The sequence below is a fragment of the Pseudobutyrivibrio ruminis HUN009 genome, assembly GCF_000703005.1.
Lineage (GTDB): Bacteria > Bacillota > Clostridia > Lachnospirales > Lachnospiraceae > Pseudobutyrivibrio > Pseudobutyrivibrio ruminis_A.
The window spans coordinates 1,811,221-1,834,648 of record NZ_JNLH01000001.1; the positions used below are offsets into that span (position 1 = coordinate 1,811,221).

Annotated in this window: 22 protein-coding genes; 15 read left to right on the forward strand and 7 right to left on the reverse strand. The window is 40.0% G+C overall.

Going from position 1 to position 23,428, the window contains the following annotated elements; translation table 11 throughout:
• Positions 1 to 12 precede the first annotated feature (12 nt).
• The 9 genes from BO15_RS0108125 (at position 13) to BO15_RS0108165 (ending at position 8,742) form a co-directional block, all read left to right on the forward strand.
• Positions 13 to 897, forward strand: coding sequence for a ribokinase (locus tag BO15_RS0108125; protein ID WP_033153874.1), 885 nt, complete (start codon positions 13 to 15; stop codon positions 895 to 897).
• A gap of 164 nt (positions 898 to 1,061) precedes the next feature.
• The gene (locus BO15_RS0108130) at positions 1,062 to 2,345 is read left to right on the forward strand and encodes a PhoH family protein (RefSeq protein ID WP_033153875.1); all 1,284 of its coding nucleotides are present in this window, start codon (positions 1,062 to 1,064) and stop codon (positions 2,343 to 2,345) included.
• Positions 2,346 to 2,546: 201 nt separating this feature from the next.
• Positions 2,547 to 3,803, forward strand: coding sequence for a DUF3298 and DUF4163 domain-containing protein (locus tag BO15_RS0108135; protein ID WP_033153876.1), 1,257 nt, complete (start codon positions 2,547 to 2,549; stop codon positions 3,801 to 3,803).
• Between the two features lie 20 nt (positions 3,804 to 3,823).
• Positions 3,824 to 4,798 carry a DUF4349 domain-containing protein gene (locus tag BO15_RS0108140; RefSeq protein ID WP_052169852.1) on the forward strand — a complete coding sequence of 325 codons (975 nt, stop codon included), beginning with the start codon at positions 3,824 to 3,826 and terminating at the stop codon, positions 4,796 to 4,798.
• A 115-nt stretch (positions 4,799 to 4,913) separates the two neighbouring features.
• The gene (gene ispF, locus BO15_RS0108145) at positions 4,914 to 5,459 is read left to right on the forward strand and encodes a 2-C-methyl-D-erythritol 2,4-cyclodiphosphate synthase (RefSeq protein WP_033153877.1); all 546 of its coding nucleotides are present in this window, start codon (positions 4,914 to 4,916) and stop codon (positions 5,457 to 5,459) included.
• Positions 5,460 to 5,461: 2 nt separating this feature from the next.
• A complete protein-coding gene (cysS, locus tag BO15_RS0108150) occupies positions 5,462 to 6,889 on the forward strand; it encodes a cysteine--tRNA ligase (protein ID WP_033153878.1) in 1,428 nt (475 codons plus the stop codon).
• Positions 6,874 to 7,311, forward strand: a complete 438-nt coding sequence (locus BO15_RS0108155) for a Mini-ribonuclease 3 (RefSeq protein WP_033153879.1) — start codon at positions 6,874 to 6,876, stop codon at positions 7,309 to 7,311. Before cysS ends, BO15_RS0108155 begins: the two co-directional genes overlap by 16 nt.
• A gap of 122 nt (positions 7,312 to 7,433) precedes the next feature.
• Positions 7,434 to 8,174 (forward strand): 23S rRNA (guanosine(2251)-2'-O)-methyltransferase RlmB, encoded by a 741-nt coding sequence (rlmB, locus tag BO15_RS0108160; RefSeq protein ID WP_033153880.1) that lies wholly within the window; start codon positions 7,434 to 7,436, stop codon positions 8,172 to 8,174.
• Positions 8,146 to 8,742 carry a sigma-70 family RNA polymerase sigma factor gene (locus BO15_RS0108165; protein WP_033153881.1) on the forward strand — a complete coding sequence of 199 codons (597 nt, stop codon included), beginning with the start codon at positions 8,146 to 8,148 and terminating at the stop codon, positions 8,740 to 8,742. Before rlmB ends, BO15_RS0108165 begins: the two co-directional genes overlap by 29 nt.
• A 90-nt stretch (positions 8,743 to 8,832) precedes the next feature.
• On the opposite strand, the gene BO15_RS0108170 is transcribed toward BO15_RS0108165, so the two are convergent.
• The 6 genes from BO15_RS0108170 to BO15_RS0108195 all read right to left on the reverse strand — a co-directional run bounded on the left by BO15_RS0108170 (position 8,833) and on the right by BO15_RS0108195 (position 14,829).
• Positions 8,833 to 9,804 carry a TRAP transporter substrate-binding protein gene (locus BO15_RS0108170; protein ID WP_081828696.1) on the reverse strand — a complete coding sequence of 324 codons (972 nt, stop codon included), beginning with the start codon at positions 9,802 to 9,804 and terminating at the stop codon, positions 8,833 to 8,835.
• Positions 9,805 to 9,863: 59 nt separating this feature from the next.
• Complete coding sequence (locus BO15_RS0108175; protein ID WP_033153883.1) at positions 9,864 to 11,153, reverse strand: TRAP transporter large permease; 1,290 nt, start codon at positions 11,151 to 11,153, stop codon at positions 9,864 to 9,866.
• 2 nt (positions 11,154 to 11,155) lie between these two features.
• Positions 11,156 to 11,794 carry a TRAP transporter small permease gene (locus BO15_RS0108180; RefSeq protein ID WP_330372011.1) on the reverse strand — a complete coding sequence of 213 codons (639 nt, stop codon included), beginning with the start codon at positions 11,792 to 11,794 and terminating at the stop codon, positions 11,156 to 11,158.
• Positions 11,795 to 11,953: 159 nt separating this feature from the next.
• On the reverse strand, positions 11,954 to 12,715 hold the full coding sequence (gene aroD / locus BO15_RS0108185) for a type I 3-dehydroquinate dehydratase (RefSeq protein ID WP_033153884.1): 762 nt from the start codon (positions 12,713 to 12,715) through the stop codon (positions 11,954 to 11,956).
• Between the two features lie 16 nt (positions 12,716 to 12,731).
• Positions 12,732 to 13,937, reverse strand: a complete 1,206-nt coding sequence (locus tag BO15_RS0108190) for an MFS transporter (RefSeq protein WP_033153885.1) — start codon at positions 13,935 to 13,937, stop codon at positions 12,732 to 12,734.
• 16 nt (positions 13,938 to 13,953) lie between these two features.
• On the reverse strand, positions 13,954 to 14,829 hold the full coding sequence (locus BO15_RS0108195; RefSeq protein ID WP_033153886.1) for a shikimate dehydrogenase: 876 nt from the start codon (positions 14,827 to 14,829) through the stop codon (positions 13,954 to 13,956).
• A 213-nt stretch (positions 14,830 to 15,042) separates the two neighbouring features.
• Between BO15_RS0108195 and BO15_RS0108200 the strand changes: the two genes are divergently transcribed.
• From BO15_RS0108200 to BO15_RS0108210, 3 genes are all read left to right on the forward strand, one after another.
• Positions 15,043 to 15,927, forward strand: a complete 885-nt coding sequence (locus BO15_RS0108200) for a LysR family transcriptional regulator (RefSeq protein ID WP_033153887.1) — start codon at positions 15,043 to 15,045, stop codon at positions 15,925 to 15,927.
• 136 nt (positions 15,928 to 16,063) lie between these two features.
• Entirely contained in the window at positions 16,064 to 18,064 is a 2,001-nt protein-coding gene (locus tag BO15_RS0108205) for an FAD-dependent oxidoreductase (protein WP_033153888.1), read from the forward strand.
• Between the two features lie 125 nt (positions 18,065 to 18,189).
• Entirely contained in the window at positions 18,190 to 18,975 is a 786-nt protein-coding gene (locus BO15_RS0108210) for a shikimate kinase (RefSeq protein WP_033153889.1), read from the forward strand.
• Positions 18,976 to 18,990: 15 nt separating this feature from the next.
• Here BO15_RS0108210 and BO15_RS0108215 read toward each other — a convergent pair whose 3' ends face one another.
• On the reverse strand, positions 18,991 to 19,800 hold the full coding sequence (locus BO15_RS0108215; RefSeq protein ID WP_033153890.1) for a histidinol-phosphatase HisJ family protein: 810 nt from the start codon (positions 19,798 to 19,800) through the stop codon (positions 18,991 to 18,993).
• Between the two features lie 225 nt (positions 19,801 to 20,025).
• Here BO15_RS0108215 and gap point away from each other — a divergent pair, with 225 nt between their 5' ends.
• The 3 genes from gap to tpiA all read left to right on the forward strand — a co-directional run bounded on the left by gap (position 20,026) and on the right by tpiA (position 23,369).
• Complete coding sequence (gap, locus tag BO15_RS0108220; protein WP_033153891.1) at positions 20,026 to 21,042, forward strand: type I glyceraldehyde-3-phosphate dehydrogenase; 1,017 nt, start codon at positions 20,026 to 20,028, stop codon at positions 21,040 to 21,042.
• Positions 21,043 to 21,233: 191 nt separating this feature from the next.
• Positions 21,234 to 22,457, forward strand: a complete 1,224-nt coding sequence (locus BO15_RS0108225; protein WP_033153892.1) for a phosphoglycerate kinase — start codon at positions 21,234 to 21,236, stop codon at positions 22,455 to 22,457.
• 165 nt (positions 22,458 to 22,622) lie between these two features.
• Entirely contained in the window at positions 22,623 to 23,369 is a 747-nt protein-coding gene (gene tpiA, locus BO15_RS0108230) for a triose-phosphate isomerase (protein WP_028242618.1), read from the forward strand.
• The last annotated feature ends 59 nt before the right edge of the window (positions 23,370 to 23,428 follow it).

A 23,428-nucleotide genomic window follows, 5' to 3' on the forward strand; every position in this document is an offset into this window, starting at 1 on the left:
ACGGGGGTGCTTATGAAGGTATTAAATTTCGGCTCACTTAATTTGGATTATACCTATCAGGTTCCACACATTGTCAGGGAAGGCGAGACAATCTCTTCTAACGATGTGCAGATGCATTTAGGAGGAAAGGGATTCAATCAATCTGTGGCATTGGCTAGGGCAGGAGTGCCTGTCTATCATGCAGGATTGGTAGGAGAGGAAGGTCTGGATTTTTATGATGCTTGTGAAGAATGCGGCATCAAAACGGACTATATCAAAACTGTCACCGGCAGATGTGGTCACACCATTATCCAAGTGGATAAAGATGGGCAAAACAGCATAGTTCTCTTTGGTGGTGCTAATCAAAAGAACACAAAAGAATATGTGGATGAGGTTCTTAAGAATTTTGAAACAGGCGACATACTTCTTCTTCAGAATGAAGTAAATGAGCTTCCATATATAATTGATCAGGCCTTTGCAAAGGGAATGACAATTGTTTTGAATCCATCGCCTATGAATGAAATTATAGACGAATGTGATTTGGGCAAGGTTTCCATATTTGTTTTGAATGAAACAGAGGGGCAGCAGCTGACAGGTCAGACTACACCTACCACAATAGTTGCGGCTATGGAAGCAAGCTTTGCAAATGCCAAAATCGTCCTAACTCTTGGAAAGGGCGGTTCTATATTCCATCATGGAGATGAAGAGTTATATCAAGCAGCCTTTGATGTGGATACAGTGGATACTACAGCGGCAGGGGATACATTTACAGGATATTTAATTGCTGGAATTCTTAAAAAACAACCTATGAGGGATGTACTTGTGAACGCTTCTAAAGCAGCTGCCCTTGCAGTTCAAAAGCAGGGTGCGGCTCAATCAATTCCATTTATGTCTGAGGTAGAATTATTTAATATGTAACGATAAAACTGGTACTTTCGGGTGCCAGTTTTTTTATTAGGGACAGTTCTAGATGTGGTGTCTATTTTCACAAAGTTTACATACTTTAACACAAAATGTTGTAGAACTTAGTGCTTGATTGGTATAAAATTAGATTATACAAATTAATAAAGGAGCGTGACCCTATGAAGAAAAACTACGTACTAGACACAAACATCTTGATTCACTGCCCTACAGCACTATTTGGTTTTGATGACAACAATGTCCTCATCACCACAACAACGTTGCAAGAGCTTGATTCAAAGAAGACTGCTTTTGCGGAAGTGGGCTATGGCGCCAGAGAGAGTATTCGAAACATCGAATCTGTTGAAGGTGATTATGCTAAGGGGGTTACGATGCCAAATGGCGGTACTTTTATCATCGCCAAAGAATCTGAATTTGAAAAGCTGATTCCAGCTGAGTTTTCTCTTGATAGGCCTGACAATAGAATAATCAACTGTGTACTGGGAATTGCAAAGCAATCTGAGCTTGAAACTATTCTGGTTACAAATGATATATCCATGAGAATTAATGCTACAATGTGTGGCTGCGTTGTACAGGGCTATCACAACGAAATGATTCTTGATAATGAGAATTACACAGGTAGAACGGATATCACTCCGGAAGATATAGAAAGTCCTTTTAATAAGGGATTTATCGAGAATGAATTTGGTATTTGTAAGGATGGAAGCAATTCTGCTCTTTATACATTTAAGACTGATGGATGGCATCTATTAAAGGATAGAGATTTTTACACACCTTATTGCCAGCCAAGAAATGTGGGCCAGAGATTTGCATTGTATGCGCTATTAGCAAGCCCAGATGTACTGCCACTTGTTATATTAAAGGGTAGTGCAGGTACCGCTAAGACATTCCTTTCACTGGCGGCAGGACTTCAGGGTTATTATCACAACGGCTATGATCGAATTATGATTACCAGAAGTAACACCCTTTCTGATAATGACTTAGGTTTCCTTCCTGGTGATTTGGAAGAAAAAATGACTCCTTTAATTGCTCCATTTATGGATAACCTGCAGGTTCTTTTGAAGGGACAAAACGAGGAGAAAGAGCAGATTAAGATTCAAATTGAGGATATGTTTGAAACAGGTATCCTGGAGATTTGTTCACTTGCATATATGAGAGGTCGTTCGCTTGTTAATTCATATATTATTGTGGACGAAGCTCAAAACTGTACAATTGGCCAGATTTTGGAAATCATCACAAGAGCTGGTAAGGGCTCAAAGGTAGTTCTTCTTGGTGACCCTGATCAGATTGATTCTCCAAAGCTGGATAGAAAAAACAATGGTCTTACATTTGCGGCAGAAAGAATGAAGGGCTCAACATTATGTGCTCAAATCACTTTCGAAGAAAGTGAAACTGTTCGTAGTCCACTTGCTGCAGAAGGCGCAAAGAGGCTGGTAGTTAAATAGTTTACTATTTCTTTTATTACAATAAATCCTCCTTTCAAGATGGGATTCCCCAAGGGTTCTTGGGGAATCCTATTTTTGTATTTCTAAAGCAAATGTAAAGAATTCTTAAATATTTACTGTACTACTTGATATAATACAGAGAATGTGTATACTGAACTTAAACTTAGTTATATTGTTTTAAGTAATATGGAGGAAAGACAAATGAAAAAGAGAATAGCTATGCTTGCAATCTGTGCGGTTACAGTCACATCTATGTTGGCTTGTGCAAAAGATACAGATTCACAGGATACAGATACAATAGAGGTTACAGAACAGACACAGGAGGAAGAGAATACAGAAAAAGAGTATTCCAGTGCTTCAGCACCAGAAATCGCATATACATCTGTCGAGGCTGAGGGCTATGATTATTTCGAAGGCCAGGTACAGTGTCTTGAGATTACAGATGACAGTCATCCAGAGCTAAAGTCAGCAATTGATGATTATTTTTCTGGTGTGGTTGATAACTTTAATGTAGGCATTGAAGACTGGAACGAAGAAGCTAAACAGCAGAATGAAGAAATGGGTGACGAAGGATACGAAATGAAGTATTCTGATAATATAACAATAGATTTAAAGCGACTTGATAATAAGGTTCTTAGCTTTGTACTTAACGATTACGTATACCTTGGCGGAGCACATGGCGGCGGCTCCTTCACTGGGGTTAGCTTTGATGTAGGAACAGGCGAGCAAATTACATTAGATGATTTGGGAGATGCTGATTCTATCAGAGAAACATCAAAGGAATATATATTAAATACAATAGCTACATCGTCAGATGAGGCAAAAGCAAATCTTTTTGATGATGATGTAATCAACTATAAAGAAGTAATTGAGGAATTGTTCTCAAATGGAAATCAACCAGAGTTTTATTTGGATACATTAGGAATTACATTTATTTTCCAGCAGTATGATATTGCTCCATATGCAGCTGGTATGATTTCCTTTACTGTTCCTTATTCTGAGTATGATGAAATTGCCGACAGATACACTCCACTTGAGGATATGCCATATGCAATCAAGCTTTCTGAGACAGGATTTAATAGCAGTGTTGATTTGAATGGTGATGGTGAGCTTGAAAACATCAGCGTAGTTAACACTTGGGATGAAGAGGCTGATACTAATTACTATATTTTACGAGTAGGGGATGATGGATTAAAAGAGGAGACAGGCAACGGAAGCTGGATCACAGGCTATTTTATTCATAACGAAGAAGGCAACTTCGTTTTAATCGCAAACGATGGAATTAGCGTAGATTTGTATGAGGTTTCAAATGGTATAGAGGCCAAAGGACATATGGACACAACACTTTATGTAAAGGAAGTAACTGAATCAGGTTTTACACTTGGAGAGTTATCATATGATGATTCTAATGTTGCTTCATGGAGCAATGAAGAACAACATGGATTTGTTTTTGAATAATTAAATTTAGGAGGGGGACTATGAGAAGAAGAGTATTAACGCTATTAGTTGTAGGTTTGATGCTATTTGCTACTGCCTGTGGCAACGCCTCGGAAGGCAGCACAGCTGAGTTTGCAACAGCCACTGAATCAAAGTCGTCTGGATATGATAGCTTTGGATTATCTGAATCTGCATCAGCGGACAGCATTGGAAGTGGGGACTACGCTGACTATGAAGAACAGGATTATGAGTCCGACTACAGCAATGATGGCGGCAGTGAAGTAGATTTAAGCGAATATGATACCAGTCGCAAGCTGATATATACATCCTACATCAATTTAGAGTCAAAAAAGTTTGACGAAGATGTGGATGCTATTAAGGAGCTTGTGAGCGCTAATGGTGGTTATTTCGAAAGTACTTCATCATACGGTAATGAGGAGTATGGAAGTCGCAGTGCTAGTTTTACAGCCCGTATTCCATCGGACAAATACGAAGCTTTTATGAACAGTGTAGGAGAAGTAGGGTCACTTGCATCTAAAAGCGAAAGCGTGGATGATATCACATCAAGCTATGTGGATGTGCAGGCTCGACTAAAAAGCTTAAATACAAAGCTGGAGCGTTTGCAGGAGCTTGAAGAGCAGGCTGATAACCTTGAGGATTTGCTGGCTATAGAAGACCGTATCAATGATGTTCAGTATCAGATTGAAAGTTACACAGCTCAAAAGAAAGCTTATGATGACCAGATAGATTACAGTACAGTTTCTATTGATATTACGGAAGTATCTACATATAGCGAAGTGAAGGCAGATACAGCATGGAATCGTTTTGTTGAGGCTTTTGGCAGCTCATTCGCAGGATTTGTAGCTTTTATTCAGGCTTTTGTGATAGCTATTATCTATCTATTGCCTTATCTCATTCTTATTGCAATTATTTTATGTATTATATTCTTTGTTAGAAAAAAGAAGGGAAAGGGTTTTTCTTTCAAGAAAAAGGATAAGAAGACAGACCAGAGCTAAATAGGAATTAGTGGAAGAGGACTATTAATAGTCCTCTTTTTTTGTTATAATACAGTAGTTTGATAGGTGATATTCTGCCACTAGTGCAGATTTCTTTATATTATTAGGAGGCAACATGAGAATAGGTACAGGTTATGATGTACATAGGCTTGTGGAGGGCCGCGATTTAATCATAGGTGGTGTTAAAATCGAGCACACACTTGGGCTTTTAGGTCACTCCGATGCAGATGTACTTTTACATGCAATATCAGATGCTGTGCTTGGTGCAGCAGGGCTTAAGGATATAGGGGCACATTTTCCAGATACTGATCCTAAATATAAGGGGGCAGATTCCCAGAAGCTTTTAGAAGAGGTTCGTGAGCTTGTTATGGATGAAGGCTATGTAGTAGGAAATGTGGATGCTACAGTTATCGCTCAGGCACCAAAGCTTCGTCCTTTCATTGAGCTGATGGAAGAAAATGTAGCCAGGTGTCTTGGCATTGATGTATCTCAGGTTAATATCAAAGCTACCACAGAAGAACATTTAGGCTTTACAGGCCGAGAAGAAGGCATCAGCGCGCAGGCAGTCTGTTTACTCTACGAATTCTATGATGGAAGCAATGTAGTAATGGACACAGGACGTAGCTGCGAAGGATGCGCAGGATGCAAAAGAGGAGAATAGTAATGGCAGGAAAATTTACATTTTATAATACTTTAGCTAGACAGGTTGAGGAGTTTAAACCAAACGAAGAGGGCAAGGTTAGCATGTACACATGCGGCCCTACAGTGTATCATTTTGCACATATCGGAAATATCCGTACATACATCATGCAGGATGCTCTTATTAAGTCATTAGAGTACGCAGGATACGATGTTCGCCGTGTTATGAACATCACTGATGTTGGACATCTTTCATCTGATGCAGATACAGGTGAGGATAAGATGGTAGCTGGCGCAAAGCGTGAGCACAAGACAGTTATGGAGATTGCAAAGTTCTACACAGATGCTTTCTTCAAAGATTTCGATGCAGTTGGAAACAAGCGCCCAGATGTTGTTGAGCCTGCTACAAACTGCATTCCAGAGTTCATCCACATGGTAGAGGTCCTTCTTGAAAAGGGCTATGCATATGTAGCTGGTGGAAATGTTTACTTTGACACTAGCAAGCTTCAGGACTATTACGTATTTTCTTCATCAGTTGAAAAGGAAGCCCTTGAGGTTGGTGTTCGTGACGACGTAGAAGAGGATGTTAATAAGAAAAACAAGACTGATTTCGTTCTTTGGTTTACAAAATCAAAGTTTGAGGATCAGGCCCTTAAGTGGGAAAGCCCATGGGGTGTTGGTTACCCAGGATGGCACATTGAGTGCTCATGCATCTCAATGAAGCACCTTGGAGAATACATCGATATCCATTGCGGTGGTGTTGACAACATCTTCCCACATCATACAAACGAAATTGCTCAATCAGAGGCATATCTCGGACATAAGTGGTGCAATTACTGGTTCCACAGCAATCACCTTAACGACCAGTCAGGAAAGATGTCAAAGTCAAAGGGAGCAATCCTTACAGTTTCTGTTCTTCAGGAAAAGGGATATGACCCACTTGTATACAGATTATTCTGCTTACAGTCACACTATCGTAAGCCACTTGTTTTCTCTTGGGAAAATCTGGACAACACAGTACAGGCATACAACAAGCTTGTAAAGCGTGTTTCAGAACTCAAGAATGATGGAGCAGTTGATGAGGCTGTTAAGGCTGAATACGAGGCAAAGTTCCTTGAGGCAGTATCAAACGACTTAAATACATCAATGGCTATTACAGTCCTTTATGATGCTCTTAAGGCAGATACAAACGATGTAACAAAGCTTGCTCTTGTAGAAAGCTTTGATAGAGTTTTATCACTTGATTTGATTGGACATGCAAAGGCTTTAGCAGATGGAGCTTCATCTGTTGATGCTGAGCTTGAAGCATTCATCAATGACGCAATTGCTCGTCGTGCAGAAGCTAAAAAGGCAAAGGATTTTGCTACAGCAGATGCAATCAGAGCAGAGCTTTTAGAAAAAGGTGTAGAGATTAAAGATACTCGTGAGGGAGTAGTATGGCAGTTGATTTAAACAGCTATTTTAATGAACAATTTGGCATAGAACAAAAGGATATTCGTACATATTCACCGCTTACCCTTGCGTATATTGGTGATGCAGTGTTTGATATCGTCATCCGTTCTATCCTTGTAAATAAGGGCAATACCCCTGTTAATAAGCTTCACCAGAGGGCAAGTCAGGTAGTCAAGGCTCAGACCCAAGCAGCCATGGTTATGGCCCTTATGGACCAGCTTACAGATGCAGAGTCTGATTGGTACCGCCGTGGTCGCAATTCCAAGCCTCACACAAAGGCAAAGAATGCATCCACAATGGATTACCTGGAGGCTACAGGTTTTGAGGCGGTGCTTGGATACCTTTATCTCACGGGAGACATGGACCGTATATGTGAGCTTGTGGCACGCGGTGTGGAAGCCGTGGAATTGGACATTCTATAATTTAGTTATATTAGAAAGAGTAAGCTAGTAGACAGCAAGCTCTTAGGTTTCTCTAGCGAGACATGTAGTCGAGTGGAGAAACACTAAGGCTTGTAGGCGTAACTAGCGTAGGTTTTAGAAAAATGGAAGAAAGTAGAATTGTAGAAGGCCGTAATGCAGTGCTGGAGGCCTTCAGAAGTGGAAAAACTATAGATAAGTTGTTTGTTTTGGAAGGCTGCAAGGATGGCCCAATCCAGACAATACTTAGAGAAGCAAAGAAGAGCAAGGACACAGTCATCAGCTTCGTTAAGAAAGAGCGCCTTGATCAGCTTTCAGAGACAGGCAAGCATCAGGGAGTTTTGGCATACGCAGCAAGCTATGACTATGTTGAGCTTGATGAAATCATGGAGCGCGCAAAGGCTAAGGGCGAGGCACCATTTCTTATCATTCTTGATAATATCGAGGATCCTCACAACCTTGGAGCAATCATTCGTACTGCAAACCAGGTTGGTGCTCATGGTGTTGTTATTCCTAAGCACAGAGCAGTTGGTCTTACTGCTACAGTTGCAAAGGCTTCAGCAGGTGCTATCAACTACACACCAGTAGCAAAGGTTACAAACATTAGCAAGACAATGGAAGAGCTGAAAGAACAGGGCATGTGGTTTGTATGTGCCGATATGGGTGGCACTACAATGTACGACCTTAACCTTACAGGTTCAATCGGTCTTGTAATTGGAAATGAAGGACATGGTGTTTCTGATTTAGTTAAAAAGAACTGCGACATGATAGCATCAATTCCTATGTTTGGTGATATAGATTCACTTAATGCATCAGTTGCTTGTGGAGTTTTAGCTTATGAAATCGTTAGACAAAGAATACAGTAAGTTAACAGATGAAGAGTTAATTAGAAAATATCGGGATGGCGACCAGGCCATCCTGAATTTTATATGTGAAAAGTATAAGCCCCTTGTTTTAAAAAATTCCAAGAAGTACTTTTTGGTTGGTGGTGAGAATGAGGATTTAATACAAGAGGGAATGATAGGTCTTTTCAGCGCTATCGGTGATTACAATATTTCCTCGGATGTTACATTCTTTCATTTTGCACAGATGTGTATTGATCGCCAGATGATTAAGGCAATCGAGGCTAGTAACAGAAAAAAGCATTCTCCGTTAAATGCATATGTTTCATTGTATGACGAGGACGGTGCAGAGAGAGAAGAACCGGCCTTCACAACCGATGATCCTGCCGAGATTGTTATCGAAGCAGAGGAGAATCTTGACCTTATAGACAGACTGAAAAAAGCCTTGTCTCCTATGGAAAAGCAAGTCTTTGAGTTATATATGCAGGATTATGACTATAGAGAAATAGCTGCAAAATTGGGAAAAACGGAGAAGTCCGTAGACAATACACTTACTAGAATAAAGTCAAAAGCAAAAGAGTTAATAAAATAATCCAATATGTAGACTGCAAGCTCTGAGGTTACTCAAGTGAAATATCTTTGAACGGAGTAACTTCAGGCTTGTAGTCGTAACATATTGGATTTATAAGATTCCTTTGGTGTAGATCTCGTAAAGTTCGGGGTCTACATTTTCTTTTATGCTGTCATAAACAGGTGTGGCTGCTTCGCGAATCTGTTCTCTTATATCATCGGAAAGAGGAATGATTTCTGTACCACTTTCTTCGATAGTAGCGATTCTTGATGCAATACGGTCATCTGACTGCTGACGTGCATACTCTGTGGCAATTGTAGCTGCCTGATTTATTATTTCCTGCTGTTCAGGTGTTAATGTATTCATAAACTCATCACTGGCTACAAGGGAGATTAAATGAGGCAGGTGATTGGTTTCAACAACATAATCCTGTTGCTCATATAATCTGTTTGAAACAATAACCTCATATGGGTTTTCCTGAGCATCAATTGTGCCTTGCTGTAATCCAATGTAAACCTCGGAGAAAGTCATTGGAGTAGGAGAGGCTGAAAGGCTCTTCCAAAATGCCAGGTGATATGAGTTTTCCATAGTTCTGATTTTCTGTCCCTTGAAGTCTGAGAGAGAATATACAGGCGTGTTTGTGGTCATGACTCTAAAGCCTTGATCGGCGTATCCTAGTAATTGATAACCGCCTTCTACATAAACTTCTGATATTTTATCCATAAATTCAGGATTATCTACCTTTTCACGGACATCATCGATTGTGCTGAAAAGACATGGCATATCGAATATAGCAACATCAGGAAGGAATGTAACCTGAGGTGCTGTGTTTTGCACGATAAAAGGAATGTCCCCATCTTTGCAAGATTCCAGCAACTCTCTGTCGCCACCTAAAACGCTGTTAGGATAAACTTGGATAACCATCTGTCCATCACTAAGCTCGTATACTTCTTCGGCGAATTTTTCGGCATATATCTGAGTTACAGTATCCTCTGGGCTGGATGTTCCAAGGGGCCAGGCATAAGTCTGAGTCTCAGATACAGCTGTGGATGTTCCACAAGATGTAAATGACAAAACAATCATTAATGATGTTGATAAAGCTAGTAGTTGTTTAAATCTCATATTGTTTCTCCTGATACGGTTTATAAAAGTACTAAGCTGATGGCTGGAATGAATGTGATAAGTAACAAAGCAACTAAGAACATTAAAATCATAGGCATTGCCTTCTTAGCAATATCCATAACAGGCACATCTGTAAGGGAGCTTGCAACGAAAAGATTTACACCAATTGGAGGTGTAACAAATCCGATTGCAAGGTTAACAACCATCATAATACCGAAGTGAACGCCATCCATGCCTACTGCCTGCACAATAGGAAGCAGGATAGGAGATAAAATAAGGATAGCAGGAGTTGTATCCATAACCATTCCAACAATAAGAAGGAACAGGTTGATTACAAGTAAAAGGATAATCTTGTTGGTAAAATTATCCAGAATATATCCGCTGACAAGCTGTGGTACCTGCATTAAAGTAAGCACTCGTGAGAATGCAGTTGATGCAGCAAGAATGAAAAGGATTGGTGCATAAGTTTTCATTGCTTCCACAAAAATATTCCATATATCGGAAATGCGAATTGTCTTGTAAACAAATAAGCTGATTACCAATGCATAAAATACGGAGATAACTGCAGCCTCTGTAGGAGAAGCTATGCCTGCATAGATACATCCAAGAACGATAATTGGGCTAAGTATTGCAAAGAAGCTATCCTTGAATATTTTTCCAAATCCTTTTGAGTGAAGTGCATCTATTTCGGCGTTAATTTTTTCTTTGTCTTCACCACAGCATTTGCAATGAATATATGCATAAAGCATCAAAAGTATACTTATAAGAATGCCAGGAATGATGCCGGCGATAAATAGATTACCTACTGATTCACCGGAGGCCATTGCGTACATAATAAAAGGAATACTAGGTGGAATGATAACACCGAGACCACCGGCTACAGCAACAATCGCTGTAGAAAACTTTTTATCATATCCCATATTCAGTAGAAGAGGGATGGTCATGGAACCTACGGCTGCAACTGTTGCAGGAGCCGAACCAGAAATTGCGCCATAAAATAGGCATGTGATGATAACGGCGCATGGAACGCCTGCAGTTTTCTTACCAATAAAATATGAGAACACGTCAAATAGCTTTTTAGAAATCTGACCGTGAGCCATAATGATTCCAGATAAAACAAACATTGGAACTGCAAGAAGAGGGAAGCTGTCGATACCGCCTACCATGGAACGGATTACATAGCTTGCACTTGCAGTAAATGAAGGATCAAATGCTCCTGGAAGAACAGCAACTATACCAAGTGAGATTGATACAGGAATGGCTATAATTAAGCAAATTACAAAAAGAATAAGTACAGTGATTGCGCTCATGCTTAATTTCCTCCTTCCTTGTTGCTGGTATTGTCCTGTTCAAGTATTTCTTTATTAAAGTTTTCCTGTGAAAGGAGATTGCTCATAGAATTTTTGATATTAGCACGTCTTTCAAGCTCTGCTAAGTGAGATGGCCAATCCTTGAGCTCTTCCTGATGGATGACATTATGCCACTCTAAAAACCATCTTTCTAAGATGCGGATAGCGCAAAGTGTAAAGCACACAAGTGGAGCTGACTGTACGTAATACATAGGGATTCCGCAGGCAGGAGAAACCTGACCGCTTTCGATAGTAGCCATAAGGTATCTGTAGGCAAAAGGAATTAAATACACAAAGAAAATGAATTCTACTGTAAGATTTAATACTTTTACAGATGCTTTTTTTCTTGGTTTGAGATTTCGAATGAACTGGTCAATCTTGATTGAAATACATTTCTTAGTGCATAAGCTAACACTGAAAAATGCTGACCAGATAAAAAGATATCTAGTGATTTCTTCTGACCATGAGAGAGAAGCCCCTAAAATGTAGCGGCAGAAAATCTGAATGCCCATAATGACACTCATAGCGATAAGAAGAACGACCATGATGAATTCTTCAAGGTATTCATCTACAAAGAAAAAAATACGTTTGATTCCAGTCATATAATGGTACCCCTTTGGCTAGTTTGTATGATTTTAGTATAAACATTATGAAGTACTTTAGCAAAGTAAAGTTAAAATAATTCAGAATATTTACACTAAATTCTTAAAATTTAAGGGCAATTTGTGCTGAGCACAAACCGCCCTTATAAGACTTAATAATTACATTGAACCATGTATAAGATTAAGTATTGTAGAAAGGTCTGATGCGTTCATCTGGCCTGGTGCAGAAGCTTTTCCAACAGCACCGAATGTGAGAGCAGAGCCGAATGCTTCGCCGCAAAGACGGCTAACAAGTCCTGTGCCTGCCATAGACATTGTGATAATTGGACGATCTGCATAATTGCTTGCCATTTCTTCTGTTGCAGCAAGGAGAGTAACTACATCCTTTTTGCAAGTAGGCATAACAGCAATCTTTGGAATATCTGCGCCAAGCTCCTGCATTTTACGAAGACGAGAAACGATATCGTCCTTGTCAGGAGTCTTGTCAAAGTCATGATTAGAAGCTACAACCTTTACGCCGTTTGCATGAGCGCTAGCAACGATATCCTTAACAATATCATCACCTGTGAAAACTTCTACATCAACTAAATCTACCATACCAGTTGCAGCTGCATTCTTATTGAGTGTAGCGTAAGCATCTTTATCGATAGATTTTTCTCCACCTTCATTGCTTGTTCTGAAAGTGAAGAGGAGAGGTGTGTCGCCAAGAGCGGCTCTTAAATCCTTAAGAACATCCTCAACCTTTGAAAAATCAAATACATCATCAAACCAGTCAACACGCCATTCAACTACATCATGTGCAACGCCGTTGAATGAAGCAGCTGCTGCGAGGATGTCTTCCTTTGTTTTTCCAACGATAGGCACGCAAATCTTTGGTACACCTTCGCCAATAACAACATTTCTTACTTTTACTGTATTCATATTTTTTTCCTCTGTTTTATGAATTTGCCTCTACCATCTTAGTGTATCTAAGATTTACAAATAATCCAAGTAATACGCCAACAGCTGTAAGAACAATGTTCATAACCATAACGCCTGATGGTGTCATCTGTGAAGCAGCTGTAAGAATAGTGTAGTTGCAAAGTGATGAAGCAATCATTACAAGTGCTGTAACTGTACCCTTAATCTTAGGGAAGAGCATGTTACAAACTGATGTGGCAATCTGAAGAAGTCCGCCGGCACCAGCCCAACCGATAACGAATGCTGCAACCTTACATAATCCAACTGAAGGAGCTGAAAGAACTAAAATTAATGTTACAAGGCAGATAACTGGGTATGCAACGATGAAACGAACGTCCTTAATCTTACGTGTAAGAAGAGCAGTAACGATAAGAGCAAGGATTGTACCCATTGAATAGTATGTCTGCATAATTGAAGGATCTTCCCAACCAACATTTGTCTTTGCAAAGTTCTGTGCACAGTTAAGCCATAACTGGAATGTACCTGTACATGTGAAACCGATAAGAATCATAGCAACTGACTCGATAGAGAAGTGAGTGTGCTTTAAGCTATCGATAAGACCTTCCTTCTTTTCAGCTGCAGCTGCATCTGAATCTGGAAGTGGAAGGATAAGGATAAGTACAAGTAATACGATGTATGCAATACCGCAAACATAGAAGAGTCTGTTGTAAGAAACAAGACCTGCTGCGTTTGTTGCAACTGTCATTCCAAGGAAGAATGGAAGTAACATCTGTGAAATAGCGATAAAGAACTTAATTCCCATTGTAGCTACACCAGGAGCATCGCTGATAATCTCAGCAACAGCTGGGTAAATACCAGTATCAAGGAATGAGTTTGCAATACCACCAACGATAGCGCATACGTATGCAATCTGGTAACCACCGTTAACGCCAGCGTTGAATGCCATAGCAAGACCAATGAGGTAGATAGCATATGAAGCGCCACCAATCATAACTGAAATACGACGGCCTAACTTATCTGAAAGAGGGCCAGCGAATGGAAGAGCAATAAGTCTACCAAGACCAAGTGCTGCTGAAATAGCAGTGATTGACATTACCTCAACGCCCCAGCTAGTAGCAAGAGCTTCCTTAATTACAGATTGTCCTAAGATTGAGCAACCAACTCCGTGAATAAAGTAATTCAAATAAAGAATTAAAGCTGCTGGAAAATATTTCTTGTTCATATTTTTCTCCTTAAATTTACTCGTACTTAATTCCAAGTACTTCTTTCATGTGTTCGATTGGCATTTCTTTGCCTGTCCAAAGCTTGAATGCTGCAGCACCCTGGAATAACATCATTCCAAAACCGTTCATTCTCTTACATCCAACTTCCTCAGCCATCTCAAGGAACTTTGTCTTAGCTGGTGCGTAAACTGTATCTGTTACGATAAGGTCTGGACGAAGATATGAAGTATCTGGTAACCATGTCTGGCCCTCAAGTGGCTTCATACCCATACCTGTTGCGTTTGCAAGAAGGTAAGAATCAGCGATTTCTCTTCTAAGAGCGTCAAGGTCTGCTAAGTCATAAAGTGTAGCCTTGCAGTTTGTTCTTTCGTTGATCTTGTTAACTGTTTCCTGAGCGTTCTCCCAGAAAGCATCCTTTACGTTGAAGATAGACATTTCTTTAACGCCATCAAGTGCTGCCTGAATCTGGATAGCAGTACCAGCACCACCACAACCAACGATTGTCATTTTCTTTCCGATAACATCGATATCGTAGTCCTTAAGTGACTGCATGTAACCGATACCGTCTGTAATGTGACCTGTAAGAACACCGTTTTCATTTACGATTGTGTTTACAGCTCCGCAAAGCTCAGCAGCAGGAGATAACTTATCAAGATACTTACCTACTACAGTCTTGTTAGGCATAGAAACGTTTGAGCCTACAAGCTTAAGAGCTCTGATACCTTTTACAGCATCCTCGAGTGTGCTATTATCTACCTCAAATGCAAGGTAAGCATAGTCGAGACCAAGATATGCAAATGCTTCATTGTGCATAGCTGGTGAGCTTGAGTGTCTGATTGGATAAGCCATAAGTCCGATAAGCTCTGTGTGTCCTGTAATTCTTTCTGCCATAATTTTAATTCCTCCATAAATTCTTTAAGATTTTGCATGCCCTTTGTTAAAATCTTAACAGTCTTTATACATATATTTTAATGTGTATTAATGTATAATTCCAATACTTCTATTGCATATTATTAATAGCTTTTAGCTATCAATTGTGGTAAAATTGATAATAAGTAATGAAAATACAACAATTATATTGTGCAAAACAGAGAGAGGAGAACTATGACTCTAAATCAAATGATGTATTTTTATGAGGCCGCTAGATTGCAGCATTTCAACCAGGCTGCGGAAAAGCTTCATATATCAGAACCATCCCTTAGTCGCTCAATAAACTCCCTTGAATCAGAGCTAGGAGTAGTCCTATTTGAAAGAACTGGACGAAATGTAGTTTTGACAAAAACAGGAGATATTTTTTACGAGCACGTTGATAGAATTCTAAACGAAATCAATTTGGCTGATCGTAAAATGCATCAATTAACTGGTTCAGGAGGGCATATTGATTTAGCATATGTTGCTCCACTTGCTGGTTCTTTTATACCAAATGTTTGTAGAGCGTTCCTCTTAGAAGATAAAAATAAAGAAGTAACATTTAACTTCCATCAGGATATTACCTCTAAAAATATAGAAGGCTTAAAGTCGGGTAGCTACGATATTATATTTGGTTCCTTTGTTAAGGATGAGCCAAATATAAAGTTTATTCCTATATTACAGCAGGAACTTGTGGTTATCCTTCCTAAGGGACATCCGCTGGAAGAAAACGATACCTTAGATGCATCAATTTTTGAAGAATACCCAGTATTGGGATATACAAGAAAATCAGGACTTGGTAGATTGACAAGGGATTTTTTCCTACAAAATAAGATTGAGCCTAACTTTATTTGCGAATCACCAGACGAAAATGGTATCGCGGCTCTTGTAGCAGCCAACTTTGGTATAGCTTTAGTTGCAGACGTAGATAGTATTCATAGGAATGACGTTATAATAAAGAAGCTTTCCACTGAATATAGTCTTTCACACACTGTTTATATGGCGTATATGAAGGGAAGATATCAGATGCCTGCCGTAAAACGTATGATTGACTTCATATTGGTACATTCTATGCACTAATTAATTACAAAAAATGAATTGGATTTTGATATTAAAGCGGGATTATACTTTTCTTATAAAAAAGGAAAGCATGCCCGCTTTTCATCTTGACAGCTCTTATCACGTAAATTTTGTTTGTAAATAGGAGCATTCTATAATGAGAAATAAGTATCCACACATTTTTGAACCACTTACAATTCGTCGTATGACACTTAAGAATCGTATCATGATGACACCAATGGGAACTAACTACGGTGATCAGAATGGCGAGATGACATTTGTTCATATTGATTACTATGAGCAGAGAGCAAAGGGTGGCACAGGATTATTAATGGTTGAAAATGCTAGTGTCTTTTCACCACAGGGTTCTAATGGTACAACCCAGCTTCGAATTGATCATGACAATTTCATTCCACGTTTATATTACTTTACAGAGAGAATGCATAAGCATGGCGCTTGTGTAGGTATTCAGATTAACCACGCTGGTGCATCAGCTGTTTCTGCTCGTACAGGAGAGCAGCCAGTTTCTGCATCAGATATTCCTTCAAAGGCAGGCGGGGAGATTCCACGTCCACTTGAGAAAGAAGAAATCTACAATATTGTAAAGAAGTATGGTGAGGCAGCAAAGCGTGCACAGACAGCCGGTTTTGACTGTGTTGAAATTCATGCTGGTCACTCATATCTTTTAAGCCAGTTCCTTTCACCTACTACTAATAAGCGTACAGATGAGTTTGGTGGATCACCAGAAAATCGCGCTAGATTTACAAAGCTTGTTGTAGAAGAGGTAAGAAAGCAGGTAGGACCATTCTTCCCAATTTTTGTCCGTATTAGTGCTGATGAGTTTGTTGAGGGAGGAAACACACTAGAGGACACTATCGAGTATTTACAGTACTTCCAGGAAGAAGTAGACGTATTTGACGTTTCTGCTGGTCTTAATAGTTCTATTCAGTTCCAGATTGATGCAAACTATCTTCCAGATGGATGGCGTTCATACATGGCAAAGGCTGTTAAGGAAAAATATGGCAAGCCATGTGTAACAATGGGAAATATTCGTGATCCTAAGGTCGCTGAGGAAATTCTTGAAAGAGGAGATGCTGATATCATCGGTATGGGCCGTGGTCTTATTGCAGATCCTAATTGGGTAAATAAGGTAGAGTTCAACCGTGAGGATGAGCTTCGCAAGTGTATTTCATGTAACGTAGGTTGCGCAGGCCACAGAATTGGTCTCAACCTTCCAATTCGTTGTACAGTTAACCCAGCTGTTAACGCTAATGACGAATACTACAAGAGAAAGGTTAACAAGCCTTGCAACGTTGTAGTAATCGGTGGTGGTACAGCAGGTCTTGAAGCTGCTTGTACAGCTGCAGAGGTTGGATGTACAACATTCCTTCTTGAGAAGAAGGCAGAGCTTGGCGGTCTTTCTGTTCAGATTTCTAAGATTCCTGATAAGAAGAGACTTGCTGATTTCCCTAAGTACATGATTAACCGTGCTAGCAAATTAAGAAATCTCTTCATATTTAAAAACAACGATACTACAGTTGATCAGATTAAGAGCTTGAACCCAGATATCATCGTAAATGCCACAGGTTCAAACCCTACATTACCACCTATCAAGGGATTATTAGACCTTGTTGATAAGGATGATTCAAATGTAGCTACAGTTATCAAGATGATCGAACGTCTTGATACATATCCTGAGGACATGACAGGTAAGAAGGTTGCTGTTGTTGGTGGCGGTGCCGTAGGTCTTGATGTTATGGAGTACTTCACAGAAAGAGGTGCTGAGGTTACTATTATCGAGATGTTACCTATCATTGGTAACGGACTTGATCCAATCACAAAGTGCGATACAGCAGCAAAGATGGCTAAGTACAATGTTCGTCAGATGACAAACACAGCTCTTCAGGAAGTATGCAACGATAAGTTTATCGTTAAGAATCCAGAAGGCGAAATCGAGAACATCGACTTTGATTTAGGCTTCATCTGCCTTGGTATGCGCTCAAATACACCTATCATCGATGAGTTAAATACAGCATTTGAAGATACAAATGTTGAGATTTACAATATTGGTGATTCTAAGCGTGCTCGTCGTATTATCGAAGGTACAGAAGAAGGTCGTGATATCATCAAGGTTCTTGAGAGACATGATTTTCTTTAAGATTTAACTTCCTTGATTAATTTAATCTAAAATTTATTTATCAGACAGAAGGAAAAAGTGGTTTCTTTCTGTCTGATTTTTTAGTATGATACTATTCAAAATAAAGTATCAAAGGGGAATAAGACATGGAACAGCTCAAAATGTTAAGAGAGCATCTTGCTCAGAACGACGAAATTATTCTTAATGCATTGCTTATGAGAAATGCCATTGTTGAGGAAATTATGGCATACAAAGAAGAGAATGGTTTACAGATTTTACAGCCAGAACAGGATGAAAAAAGAGATCGCTGGTTAGACAAGAGCTTGGAAGGGAAACGTCACGGCAAGGAAGTAAAGGACATTTATAGTTCGATAGTTAAAAATGCCAAGCGTATCCAGGCTAGACACTTGTTTAATTACAATATTGTCCTGATTGGATTTATGGGAGCAGGTAAAACTACAATCTCTGATTATTTGAGCACATGTTTTGCTATGGAAGTAGTAGAGATGGATCAGGTTATTTCTGATAGAGAGGGCATGTCTATTTCTGATATTTTTGAGGTATATGGAGAAGAGCACTTCAGAAATGCCGAGACAAACCTATTGAAGGAAATGCAATCAAAACGCAATGTGGTTATTTCGTGTGGTGGTGGTACACCAATGCGTGATGTAAACGTCCAGGAGATGAAGAAAAACGGACGCGTTGTTCTTTTGACTGCAAAGCCAGAGACAATCCTTGAGAGAGTGAAGGATAGCCACGATAGACCTCTTATCGAAAAAAATAAGAGTGTTGAATTTATAGAAGAGTTGATGCTTAAAAGAAGAGAGAAATATGTTGCTGCAGCTGATATCATAATTGAAACTGATGGCAAGTCAGAACTGGAAATCTGCGAGGAACTTGTAAATTCTCTTTTAAAACTTGATAACGATTAAGAAAAAGCCTGAGGCCTATCTCAATGGATAAGCTTCAGGCTTTCTATTTTTAAATACATAATACTCATGAAAACCGCAATCATTTAATAAGTCTGGTAGCTTATCAAAATCTGCAGCAACATCTTCTGGACAGTGAGCATCGGCGCCTAGTGTAATCATTTTGCCACCTAATTCCTTGTATCTTTTAATAATAGATGGCGCAGGATTAGGAGCACCCATTCCTTTTCTGAAGGCAGCAGTGTTTACCTCCAAGGCCTTATCAAGCTTTATAATTTGCTGAAGGATGGCATCAATGATTTCTGAATATGGTTGATGTGTGTTATGCTTTGTCTCCTGGTTACGTGCATATCTAAACGCGTAGTCTAAATGTCCGACTGTATCGAAATTTGTAAATGCGGTAATGTTTTCCAGAATGGATTCGTAATATCTGGTGAGCAATGCGCTTTCTGTATCACGATCCCAGAAGCTGTCGAAGTATGGGTCCCATTTATCAACAAGGTGAGTGCTTCCTATTATGAAGTCGTAAGGATGAGCATTTACGGCTTCATTACATTTATCAACCACATGAGGCTGAATTCCAACTTCTAGCCCGTTCAATATGGCGAAGTCATCAGTTGATTCCTGCTTAGCAAGTTGATGCAATGTAGGGTAGTAGTTTTCTAAATCTAAATCAAAGAACCCAAACTGCTTTGGATAGTCAATATCAAGGTGATCCGTAAATGTGATACCAAGTAGTCCTTTTGTCTTTGCGGCGTTTATCATATCAATAGGAGAAGCATCGGAATCTCCAGAAAAATTGCAGTGCATGTGATTGTCCCAAAACATTACTATGGCCTCCTTCTTATAAGTAACTAAATATTAAATGATGATATTGGCGGGTGCAAGAAATATTGTTTGAAAATACAAATAATATAAGTACATTGAGAAAATTTTAACAATATTTCAATTTGGGGTTGAATTATAGATTGATGTTGTATAAAATAAAGTGCATACGGGGCTCTTTGAGAGCTTCAAAGAAAATTTTAAAAGAATCTTTAGGAGGATTTAAAAATGGCAGTAAGAGTAGCAATCAACGGTTTTGGCCGTATCGGCCGTCTTGCATTCCGTCAGATGTTCGGAGCAGAAGGTTACGAAGTAGTAGCAATCAACGACTTAACTAGCCCAAAGATGTTAGCACATCTTTTAAAGTATGATTCATCACAGGGAAAGTATGAGCATGCAGATGAGGTTTCTTACACAGATGATTCAATCATCGTTTGCGGTAAGGAAATCAAGATTTATGCATTCCCAGACGCAAACAATTGCCCATGGGGTGACCTTAAGGTTGACGTAGTTCTTGAGTGCTCAGGATTCTACACATCAAAGGAAAAGGCACAGGCTCATATCAATGCAGGTGCTAGAAAGGTTGTTATCTCTGCACCAGCAGGAAACGATCTTCCTACAATCGTTTACAATACAAACCATAAGACACTTAAGGCTTCTGATACAATCATTTCAGCAGCTTCATGTACAACAAACTGCTTAGCACCAATGGCTGACGCACTTAACAAGTTCGCTCCAATCCAGTCTGGTATCATGGTAACAATCCACGCTTACACAGGTGATCAGATGACACTTGATGGCCCACAGAGAAAGGGTGATCTTCGTCGTTCACGTGCAGCAGCAGTTAACATCGTTCCTAACTCAACAGGTGCAGCAAAGGCTATCGGTCTTGTTATCCCAGAGCTTAACGGAAAGCTTATCGGATCTGCTCAGCGTGTTCCTACACCAACAGGTTCTACAACAATCCTTACAGCAGTTGTAAACAAGAAGGACGTTACAGTTGAGGGTATCAACGCAGCTATGAAGGCAGCAGCTAACGAGTCATTCGGTTACAACGAGGATGAAATCGTTTCTTCAGATATCGTAGGTATGAGATTTGGTTCTCTCTTCGATTCTACACAGACAATGGTTTCTAAGATTTCTGATGATCAGTACGAGGTACAGGTTGTTTCTTGGTATGATAACGAGAACAGCTACACATCTCAGATGGTTCGTACAATCAAGTACTTTAGCGAGCTCGCTTAATTCGTTTTTACGAAATACGACTTTTAAAGGGTCCGGTCCTATTGGACCGAACCCTTTTTATTTTAGATATCTAAGTGAGCTAGTAGGAAACAAGCTCTTAGGTTTCTGAGTGAGACATTTTAGTCGAAGGAAGAAACACTAAGGCTTGTGACCGTAACTAGCGGACTTGGGATTATATGGAGGATAAAAATATGGCATTAAATAAGAAGACAGTAGATGACATTAATGTTAAGGGCCGTCGCGTACTTGTTCGTTGCGATTTCAACGTACCTCTTAAGGCTGGTGAAATCACAGACGACACACGTATCAAGGCAGCTCTTCCTACAATCAACAAGCTTATTGCTGATGGTGGAAAGGTTATTCTTTGCTCACACCTTGGAAAGGTAAAGAATGGCCCTAATGAGGGCGAGTCACTTGCTCCAGTTGCAAAGCGTCTTTCAGAGAAGCTTGGCAAGGAAGTAACATTCGTTTCTGATTACAACGTAACAGGCGAAGCTGCTACAAAGGCAGTTGAGGCTATGAAGGAAGGAGATGTAGTTCTTCTTCAGAATACTCGTTTCCGTGGCGAGGAAGAGACAAAGAACGGTGAGGCATTCTCTAAGGAACTTGCTGATCTTGCAGATGATTATGTATGCGATGCTTTCGGTTCATCACACAGAGCTCACGCTTCTGTAGCTGGTGTTACAAAGTTCATCACAGCTAAGGGTGGTTCAAACGTAGTTGGATACCTTATGCAGAAGGAAATCGACTTCCTTGGCAACGCCGTTGAGAATCCTGTACGTCCATTCGTTGCAATTCTTGGTGGCGCAAAGGTAGCTGATAAGCTTAACGTTATCAACAACCTTCTTGAAAAGTGCGACACACTTATCATTGGTGGTGGTATGTCTTACACATTCCAGAAGGCTCTTGGTTACGAAATCGGTACATCACTTTGCGATGATACAAAGCTTGATTACTGCAAGGAAATGCTTGAGAAGGCAAAGAGCATGGGTAAGGAAATCCTTCTTCCACTTGATGCTGTTACAATCAAGGAGTTCCCAGATCCAATCGATGCTCCAGTAGAGTGCATTACATACGATACAGAAAATATGCCAGCTGACAGAGAGGGCTGCGATATCGGACCTAAGACAGTTGAGCTTTTCGCTAACAAGGTTAAGACAGCTAAGACAGTTCTTTGGAACGGACCAATGGGTCTTTTCGAGAACCCAGCACTTGCTGTAGGTACAAAGGCAGTTGCTCAGGCACTTGCTGAGACAGATGCTACAACAATCATCGGTGGTGGTGATTCAGCAGCAGCTGTTAACCAGATGGGATTTGCTGACAAGATGAGCCACATCTCTACAGGTGGTGGAGCATCACTTGAGTTCCTTGAGGGTAAGGAGCTTCCAGGCGTTTACGCAGCAGACGACAAATAAATCGTAAAGGTAAATAAATCTTATTTATGTAGATTAAGAGAATTGAACAAGCTAGTAGACAACAAGCTCTTAGATCTTTTAAGCGAGACATTCTAGTCGAGCGAAAAGATACTAAGGCTTGTGGGCGTAACTAGCGAAGTTCTATTCTCGTAAAGGAGAGAAAAAATGGCAAGAAGAAGAATTATTGCCGGCAACTGGAAGATGAACATGACACCTTCTGAGGCTGTAAAGCTTGTTGCTGAGCTTAAGGATTTAGTAAAGAACGATGATGTAGACGTAGTATACTGCGTACCTGCAATCGATATCGTTCCTGTAGTAGAGGCTGTAAAGGGCACAAACGTAAACGTTGGTGCTGAGAACTTCTACATCGAGGATAAGGGTGCTTTCACAGGCGAGATTTCAGCTCCTATGCTTGTAGACGCTGGTGTTAAGTACGTTATCATGGGTCACTCTGAGAGACGTGACATCTTTGGTGAGAACGATATTCTCATCAATGCAAAGGTTAAGAAGGCATTCGCTGCTGGTCTTACACCAATCCTTTGCTGTGGCGAGTCACTTGCACTTCGCAAGGCTGGCACATACAAGGAGTGGATTGAGCGTCAGATCACATGGGATCTTTCAGGCGTTACAGCTGACCAGGTAAAGAACCTTGTTATCGCTTACGAGCCAATCTGGGCTATCGGTACAGGTGAGACAGCTACAGCTGATCAGGCAGAAGAAGTTTGCGGATTCATCCGTGAGCTTATTGCTAAGCTTTATGATGGTGCTACAGCAGAGGCTGTTCGTATTCAGTACGGCGGATCTATGAATGCGTCTAACGCTGCTGAGCTTCTTAGCAAGCCAAACATTGATGGTGGTCTTATCGGTGGAGCTTCACTTAAGCCAGATTTCGGTAAAATCGTTAATGCTTAATAAAATTGGGTTTTAGGAAAGACTTTGTTGAAATTGTCAATTATAAGTAGTAAAAACTC